The sequence below is a fragment of the Streptomyces sp. NPDC058045 genome (assembly GCF_042885635.1).
Lineage (GTDB): Bacteria > Actinomycetota > Actinomycetes > Streptomycetales > Streptomycetaceae > Streptomyces.
This window is the reverse complement of sequence record NZ_JBHVRR010000100.1, coordinates 1-7,891: the sequence shown is the minus strand read 5'-3', so window position 1 is coordinate 7,891 and position 7,891 is coordinate 1. Positions and strand designations below refer to the sequence as shown.

Sequence of the window (7,891 nt, the reverse complement as noted above, 5' to 3'; positions counted from 1 at the left end):
TACCAGATTCTTTTTCCGTTCCGTTTCCGGTGGAATTCGTATCCGGTGGCCGTTGGAAGGCCTTTTGCCTTTCGGCGGACCCGACTTTATCAGAGGTTCTGAGTCGGGATTTCCGCTCCCCGGGACATGACGGAACCGGCGCCGAGGCGTCGGGCGCTGCCCTTGGGGAAGGAACCGTAAACGTACTGGAGCGGAGCGCCTGGAGGCAAATCGAGGCGCTCCGCTCCGAGTTGGGGCCGTGGGTCGGGGTCAGACCTCGACCACGACGGGCAGGATCATCGGCCGGCGCCGGTAGTGGTCGGAGACCCACTTCCCCAGCGTGCGGCGGATGAGCTGCTGCAGTTGGTGGGGCTCGACCACGCCGTCCTGGGCGGAGCGTTCCAGGGTGTCCTGGATCTTCGGGATGACGTCGGCGAAGGCGGAGTCCTCGATGCCTGAGCCGCGGGCCTGGATGTACGGGCCGCCGGTGATCTTGCCGGCGGTGGAGTCCAGTACCGCGAAGACCGAGATGATGCCCTCGTCGCCGAGGATGCGGCGGTCCTTCAGGGAGGTGTCGGTGACATCGCCGACGGAGAGGCCGTCCACATAGACGTAACCGGCCTGGACCTTGCCGGTGATCTTGGCCTTGCCTTCCACGAGGTCCACGACGACGCCGTCCTCGGCGATGACGATGCGGTCGTGGGGGACGCCGGTCATGGCGCCCAGTTCGGCGTTGGCGCGCAGGTGGCGCCATTCGCCGTGGACCGGCATCAGGTTCCGCGGCCGGCAGATGTTGTAGAAGTACAGCAGTTCGCCGGCTGAGGCGTGGCCGGAGACGTGGACCTTGGCGTTGCCCTTGTGGACAACGTTGGCCCCCCAGCGGGTGAGGCCGTTGATGACGCGGTAGACGGCGTTCTCGTTGCCGGGGATCAGGGAGGACGCGAGGATCACGGTGTCGCCCTGGACGATCCGGATCTGGTGGTCGCGGTTGGCCATCCGGGAGAGCGCGGCCATCGGTTCGCCCTGGGAGCCGGTGCAGACGAGCACCACCTCGCTGTCCGGCAGGTCGTCGAGGGTCTTGACGTCGACGACGAGGCCCGGCGGCACCTTGAGGTAGCCGAGGTCGCGGGCGATGCCCATGTTGCGCACCATGGAGCGGCCGACGAACGCGACGCGGCGGCCGTACTCGTGGGCGGCGTCCAGGATCTGCTGGATGCGGTGGACATGGCTGGCGAAGCTGGCCACGATGATCCGCTTGCGGGCGCCGGCGAAGACCTGGCGCAGCACATTGGAGATCTCCCGCTCGGGCGGGACGAAGCCGGGCACCTCGGCGTTGGTGGAGTCGGCGAGGAGCAGGTCGATGCCCTCCTCGCTGAGCCGGGCGAAGGCGTGCAGGTCGGTGAGACGGCTGTCCAGCGGCAACTGGTCCATCTTGAAGTCGCCGGTGTGCACGACCATTCCGGCCGGGGTGCGGATGGCGACGGCCAGGGCGTCCGGGATGGAGTGGTTGACGGCGACGAACTCGCAGTCGAAGGGACCGATCCGCTCGTGCTGCCCCTCGGCCACCTCCAGGGTGTAGGGGCGGATGCGGTGTTCCTGGAGCTTGGCCTCGATCAGGGCGAGGGTCAGCTTGGAGCCGATGAGCGGGATGTCCGGCTTCTCGCGGAGCAGGAAGGGGACGCCGCCGATGTGGTCCTCGTGCCCGTGGGTGAGGACGATGCCCTCGATGTCGTCCAGGCGGTCCCTGATGGACGAGAAGTCCGGCAGGATCAGATCGATTCCGGGCTGCTCCTCCTCGGGGAAGAGGACGCCGCAGTCGACGATGAGCAGGCGGCCGTCGTATTCGAAGACGGTCATGTTGCGGCCGATTTCGCCGAGGCCGCCCAGCGGGGTGACCCTGAGGCCGCCCTTGGGGAGCTTCGGCGGGGCGCCGAGTTCAGGATGCGGATGACTCAAAAGACTCTCCTCAACCATGCGCGCCACGTACCGCCGGGGCACGTGGCGCGCATGACGTAGTGCAGTTGTCAGTGGTGTGGGTCCCGTCGGTGCGGGATGTGCGTTGGTGCCGTTGATTCAGTTGTGAAGTCTGGTGATTCAGTTGTGAAGTCCGGTCGGTGCTGCCGGGCCGGGCTCTCAGAGCTGGACGCCGCCGGCCGCGAGGTCGATCTTGAGCTGTGCGGTCTCCTCGGGCGAGAGCTCCACCAGCGGCAGCCGGAGCGGGCCGGCGGGCAGGCCCTGGAGGGCGAGGGCGGCCTTGGTGGTGATGACGCCCTGGGTGCGGAACATGCCGGTGAAGACGGGCAGCAGCTTCTGGTGGATCTCGGTGGCCTTCTGCACGTCGCCGGAGCTGTGCGCTTCGAGCATGGCGCGCAGCTCGGGGGTGACGACATGGCTGACCACGGAGACGAAGCCGATGGCGCCGATGGAGAGCAGCGGCAGGTTGAGCATGTCGTCGCCGGAGTACCAGGCGAGGCGGGAGCGGGCGATGGCCCAGGCGGCTCGGCCCAGGTCGCCCTTGGCGTCCTTGTTGGCCACGATGCGCGGGTGCTCGGCGAGCCGGACGATGGTCTCGGTGTTGATCGGGACGCCGCTGCGGCCGGGGACGTCGTAGAGCATGACCGGCAGTTCGGTGCTGTCGGCGATGGCCGTGAAGTGCCGGTAGAGGCCTTCCTGGGGCGGCTTGTTGTAGTACGGCGTGACGGTCAGCAGGCCGTGGGCGCCGACGCCGGCGGCGGCCTGGGCCAGTTCGATGCTGTGCCGGGTGTCGTTGGTGCCGACGCCGGCGACCACATGGGCGCGGTCCCCGACGGCCTCCACCACGGCGCGTACCAGCTCCGTTTTCTCCGCATTGCTGGTGGTGGGGGACTCGCCGGTGGTGCCGTTGACGATCAGGCCGTCGTTGCCTGCGTCCACCAGGTGGGCGGCGAGCCGCTGCGCGCCGTCGAGGTCGAGTGCGCCGTCCGCCGAGAAGGGCGTGACCATGGCGGTGAGGACCCGCCCGAAGGGGGTCTGCGGAGTGAAGGTCGGAGCCATGGGTAATACGCTACTCGCTGCTCTGCGCGCGGTCCCCCATCGGGTGACTCGGCGGGTGTGGAAGCTGCGGAGCCCGGCACTGCCTGCTCGGGGGTTCAAGCAGTACCGGGTCCGTTTGATCAGGCTAGATGAACTTCTCGAAATGCTGCAATTCGGACACCTCTTGCGGCTGAACCGCACATTTGTTCAGACTTGAACCATTTCGGGAAGCCCTGATCAGTCAGGGAGCGATGCGCCCGTTGGCGTTGAACGCGGCATGGGTGAGCGGCATCAGCTCGGCCCACCGCCGCTCCATCTCCTCCCCCACCATCTCGATCTCCCGCTGCGGGAACGACGGCACCTTCGCCTGCTGGTGCTGGGTGCGCAGCCCCAGGAAGTGCATCAGGGAACGGGCGTTGCACGTCGCGTACATCGAGGAGTAGAGGCCGACCGGCAGCACCGCGCGGGCCACCTCCCGGGCGACGCCCGCGGCGAGCATCTCCTGGTAGGCCTCGTAGGACTGCCGGTAGGAGTCCTCCATGGCGCGGCCTACGAGCTCCCGCTGGGCCTCGGTGCCCTCGACGAAGACGTACTTGCCGGGGCGGCCCTCCTGGACCAGCTTGCGGGACTCGTCGGGCACGTAGAAGACGGGCTGGAGGCGGCGGTACCGGCCGGACTCCTCGTTGTACGACCAGCCGACGCGGTGCCGCATGAACTCGCGGAAGACGAAGATGGGAGCGCTGATGAAGAAGGTCATCGAGTTGTGCTCGAAGGGACTGCCGTGGCGGTCCCGCATCAGGAAGTTGATCAGGCCCTTGGAGCGCTCCGGGTCCTTGCCCAGCTCCTCCAGGGACTGCTCGCCGGCGGTGGAGACCCGTGCGGCCCAGAGCACATCGGAGTCGGCGGCCGCGTGCTTCACCAGCTCCACGGTCACCTCGCTGCGGAAGCTCGGCTTCAGGTCGTCGGCAGGGGTGTCGGTCACGGTCTGCGGGGTCCCTTCCCATCACGTCCAAGGCGGCGCCCACTCTACGGGCGCCCACTGACAACGGGACGCTCGGCGGCGTCCCGTTGACGAATTCCGGCGAACGGCAAGGAAATCGGCGAAAGGCGGGCACCTTTTCGTCCGTTCGTGCGTCTGTATGGATGACGGTGTCCTGTTCGGTACGAGGCCCGTTCCAGCCCCGGTCCAGGTCTTGATCCGAGCCCTGGTCCGATCGGTTTTCGATCACTGAGGAGAAGCAGTCCCATGTTCCGCCGCCGCGAGCCCGTTCCGTTCGCCTTCCTCCAGGAGGCCGACCGGTTCCGCAGCAACGTCACCCCGCCGCCCCGCCCCCGGCCGTCCAGGAACGAGTGGGCCGGGCGGGCGCTGATTGGTGTGACGGTGGTGGCCGGACTGGTGGGTTCGCTGCTGTTCGGGCTGCCCGCGCTGTCCGCGCACCAGTCGCCGGCGGACATCCAGCACTCGGAGGCCTCGACGCGCTGAGATGCCCGCCGGATGGCGCCCGCGGAGGGAGCCGCCGGACGCCCCCCGGGTGGTGGCCCGGCGGGCGACTGGATAGCCTCACCGGTCACAGCCCTGTGCGGGGCCGCGCCTCCACGCGGCTCCGCCCCTGTGTGGACCGAGTGAGGATCAGTCGTGCCCCTGCCCTTCCTGACGGCCGACCGCGCGTTCGCCGAGACCTCGGAGGACGTCGCGCTGCCGTACGAGAACCGCGACCGCTGGCGCCGCCCGTACCGTCCGGGTCCCTGGCGGGTCGGTCTGGCCGCGCTGCTGTTGCTGCTGGCCTCGTATGTGCTGTTCGCCACGGTCATCATCGGCGTCACCGGGGGGCCCGCGGCGGCGGTGATGTGTGCGGTGCTGGCGGTGGTGATCATCGCCGGGGCGCTGCGGCTGCTGCGGATGGGCACCTGGGTCAGCGCCCGGGGGCTGCGGCATGTGGCGTTCTTCACCACGCAGACCACGTCCTGGCGCTCCGTCGGCTCGGTGCGGACGGTGCAGCGGCCGGTGCGCTGGCTGGGGCTGCCGCGGACGGTGCAGGGTCAGGCCCTGGTGCTGGAGCGCCGCGCCACCGGCGAGACCCAACTGCTGACCACGCACAACGCGGACTTCCTGGGCCGGGTGGAGGCCTTCGACCGGGCGGCCGACACCGTCGAGGTGTGGGCTGAGGAGTACCAGCGCACCTGAGCGCACCGACGGACGTCACAGCGGTGCCGAGAACGGCGAACGCGCCACCCTGCAAGGCGAGTTGACGCCCCCCGAGGCTCGGTCAGGCCGTCTCGGTGGTGGGGCGGCCGTCGTGGAGGGCGATGGCGCGCTGCATGGCCTTGCGGGCGCGGGGGGTGTCCCGGGCGTCGTGATAAGCCACCGCCAGCCGGAACCAGCAGCGCCAGTCGTCCGGGGTGTCCTCGGTCTCGGCCTTGCGGCGCTGGAAGACCTCGTCGGCGGAGTCCCGGTCGACGCGGCCGGACGGGGTGCGCCGCAGTTCGTCCACCGGCAGCCCGCCCTCCGCGTCGAGTTCGGCGGCGAGCCGGTTGGCCCGGGTGACGAAGCGGGTGTTCTGCCAGAGGAACCAGACACCGATCACGGGCAGGATCAGCACCGCCACCCCGAAGGTGACGGTGACGGGGGCGCCGTCCTGGATGAGGATGACGCCCCGGCTGCCGGCCAGGACGAAGTAGACGACCAGGACGGCCGCCGTGACGGTGTAGGTGATCTTCGCGCGCATGGGTGGGTCCGGGTCAGCCGAGGTCGAGGAAGTGTTCCAGGCCGTAGGTGAGACCCGGGGTGGTGGTGACCCTGCGCACACCGAGCAGGATGCCCGGCATGAAGCTGCTGTGGTGCAGCGAGTCATGGCGCACGGTCAGCGTCTCGCCCTCGCCGCCGAGGAGGACCTCCTGGTGCGCGAGGAGCCCCCGCAGCCGTACCGCGTGTACCGGTACCCCGTCCACGTCGGCGCCGCGGGCGCCGTCCAGGGCGGTGACGGTGGCGTCGGGCTGGGGGGCGGAACCGGCCTCGGCGCGGGCGGCGGCGATGAGCTGGGCGGTGCGGGTGGCGGTGCCGCTGGGGGCGTCGGCCTTGTTCGGGTGGTGCAGCTCGATGACCTCGGCGGACTCGAAGTACGGGGCGGCGATCTGGGCGAACTTCATGGTGAGGACGGCGCCGATGGAGAAGTTGGGTGCGATGAGCACACCGGTCTCCTCGAAGGACGCCAGCACGGACCTGAGCTGGGCGAGGCGTTCCTCGGTCCAGCCGGTGGTGCCGACCACGGCGTGGATGCCGTGCCGTACGCAGAAGTCGAGGTTGCCCATCACGGAGGCGGGGGTGGTGAGTTCGACGGCGACCTGGGCGCCGGTCTCCACCAGGGTGTCCAGCCGGTCGCCTCGGTCGAGGGCGGCGACGAGTTCCAGGTCCTCGGCGGCTTCGACGGCCTGTGCCGCCTGGGACCCGATACGGCCCTTGGCGCCGAGGACTGCCACGCGCAGCTTGCTCATCTCAGATGCTTCCTTCTCGTGCTTCCCTCTCGGGAGGGGGTCGTCAGGCTCGGAGGGGGGCGTCAGGCGACGGCGTCGTGCAGCTTGGACGCCTGCTTCTCCTTCAGCGGGCCGATGACGGAGAGCGAGGGGCGCCGGCCGAGTACGTCGCGCGCCACGGCCCGTACGTCGTCGGGGGTGACGGCGGCGATGTTGGCCAGCATCTCGTCCACGGACATCTGCTCGCCCCAGCACAGCTCACTCTTGCCGATGCGGTTCATGAGCGCACCCGTGTCCTCCAGGCCGAGGACGGTGGAGCCGGACAACTGCCCGACGGCGCGGGCGATCTCCTCGTCGGGCAGGCCGTGCTCCGCGGCCTGTTCGAGCTGGTCCCGGCAGATCTTCAGCACATCGTGCACCTGGCCGGGCCGGCACCCCGCGTACACCCCGAAGAGGCCGCAGTCGGCGAAGCCGGAGGTGTACGAGTAGACGCTGTAGGCCAGGCCGCGCTTCTCCCGGACCTCCTGGAAGAGGCGGGAGGACATGCCGCCGCCGAGCGCGGTGTTGAGCACGCCCATCGCCCAGCGCCGGTCGTCGGTGCGGGCCAGGCCCGGCATCCCGAGGATGATGTGCGCCTGCTCGGTCCTGCGGTCCAGGACATCGACCCGGCCGGCGGTGCGCAGGGCGCGGCTGCCGGTGCGGGGGCCGACGGGGTCGGCGTCCTCGCGGTGGAGGGCGCCGGCCTTCTCGAAGGCGCCGCGGACCTGGCGGACGACCTGCTGGTGGTCGACGTTCCCCGCGGCGGCGACGACCAGGTGGGTGGGGTCGTAGTGGCGCCGGTAGAAGCGCCGTATCCGGTCCGCGGTCAGGGAGTTGACCGTGTCGACGGTGCCGAGGACGGGGCGGCCCAGCGGTGAGTCGCCGAGCATGGTGTGCGCGAAGAGGTCGTGCACGCAGTCGCCCGGGTCGTCGTCGGTCATGGCGATCTCTTCGAGGATGACGCCGCGTTCCGCGTCGACGTCCTCCTCCTCGATGAGGGAGCCGGTGAGCATGTCGCACACCACGTCGATGGCGAGCGGCAGATCGGTGTCGAGGACGCGGGCGTAGTAGCAGGTGTACTCCTTCGCCGTGAAGGCGTTCATCTCGCCGCCGACCGCGTCGATCGCGGCGGAGATGTCGAGGGCGGAGCGCTCGCGGGTGCCCTTGAAGAGGAGGTGTTCCAGGTAGTGGGTGGCGCCGCCGAGGCTGGGGGTCTCGTCGCGGGAGCCGACATGGACCCAGATGCCGAAGGTGGCGGAGCGCACCGACGGCAGCGTCTCGGTGACGACCCGCAGGCCGCCGGGCAGGGTGGTGCGGCGCACGGTGCCGCTGCCGTTCTCGCCCTTGAGCAGGGTTCGGGTACGGGCGACGGCCCGCACCCCGGATGAGG

Annotated in this window: 8 protein-coding genes; 2 read left to right on the top strand and 6 right to left on the bottom strand. The window is 69.8% G+C overall.

Annotated features, from left to right (window positions below; translation table 11 throughout):
• Positions 1 to 249 precede the first annotated feature (249 nt).
• The 3 genes from ACFVST_RS28970 to thyX form a co-directional block, all read right to left on the bottom strand.
• Complete coding sequence (locus ACFVST_RS28970; protein ID WP_390156567.1) at positions 250 to 1,935, bottom strand: ribonuclease J; 1,686 nt, start codon at positions 1,933 to 1,935, stop codon at positions 250 to 252.
• 177 nt (positions 1,936 to 2,112) lie between these two features.
• Positions 2,113 to 3,012, bottom strand: coding sequence for a 4-hydroxy-tetrahydrodipicolinate synthase (dapA, locus tag ACFVST_RS28965; protein ID WP_390156566.1), 900 nt, complete (start codon positions 3,010 to 3,012; stop codon positions 2,113 to 2,115).
• Between the two features lie 220 nt (positions 3,013 to 3,232).
• Positions 3,233 to 3,973, bottom strand: a complete 741-nt coding sequence (gene thyX, locus ACFVST_RS28960; protein WP_390156565.1) for an FAD-dependent thymidylate synthase — start codon at positions 3,971 to 3,973, stop codon at positions 3,233 to 3,235.
• A 264-nt stretch (positions 3,974 to 4,237) separates the two neighbouring features.
• Here thyX and ACFVST_RS28955 point away from each other — a divergent pair, with 264 nt between their 5' ends.
• A complete protein-coding gene (locus ACFVST_RS28955; RefSeq protein WP_390156564.1) occupies positions 4,238 to 4,474 on the top strand; it encodes a hypothetical protein in 237 nt (78 codons plus the stop codon).
• Positions 4,475 to 4,627: 153 nt separating this feature from the next.
• A complete protein-coding gene (locus tag ACFVST_RS28950; RefSeq protein ID WP_390156563.1) occupies positions 4,628 to 5,176 on the top strand; it encodes a hypothetical protein in 549 nt (182 codons plus the stop codon).
• 82 nt (positions 5,177 to 5,258) lie between these two features.
• Here ACFVST_RS28950 and ACFVST_RS28945 read toward each other — a convergent pair whose 3' ends face one another.
• The 3 genes from ACFVST_RS28945 to ACFVST_RS28935 all read right to left on the bottom strand — a co-directional run.
• Positions 5,259 to 5,717 carry a tetratricopeptide repeat protein gene (locus tag ACFVST_RS28945; RefSeq protein WP_390156562.1) on the bottom strand — a complete coding sequence of 153 codons (459 nt, stop codon included), beginning with the start codon at positions 5,715 to 5,717 and terminating at the stop codon, positions 5,259 to 5,261.
• 13 nt (positions 5,718 to 5,730) lie between these two features.
• Entirely contained in the window at positions 5,731 to 6,483 is a 753-nt protein-coding gene (dapB, locus tag ACFVST_RS28940; RefSeq protein WP_390156561.1) for a 4-hydroxy-tetrahydrodipicolinate reductase, read from the bottom strand.
• Between the two features lie 62 nt (positions 6,484 to 6,545).
• Positions 6,546 to 7,891, bottom strand: a 1,346-nt coding sequence (locus ACFVST_RS28935) for a M16 family metallopeptidase (RefSeq protein ID WP_390156560.1), incomplete at its 5' end; no start/stop codon positions are given.

Bases quoted from the DNA above. Each gene is read 5' to 3' on its own strand.
- dapA (WP_390156566.1), bottom strand. From the start codon at position 3,012: ATGGCTCCGACCTTCACTCCGCAGACCCCCTTCGGGCGGGTCCTCACC.
- ACFVST_RS28955 (WP_390156564.1), top strand. From the start codon at position 4,238: ATGTTCCGCCGCCGCGAGCCCGTTCCGTTCGCCTTCCTCCAGGAGGCC.
- ACFVST_RS28945 (WP_390156562.1), bottom strand. From the start codon at position 5,717: ATGCGCGCGAAGATCACCTACACCGTCACGGCGGCCGTCCTGGTCGTC.
- dapB (WP_390156561.1), bottom strand. From the start codon at position 6,483: ATGAGCAAGCTGCGCGTGGCAGTCCTCGGCGCCAAGGGCCGTATCGGG.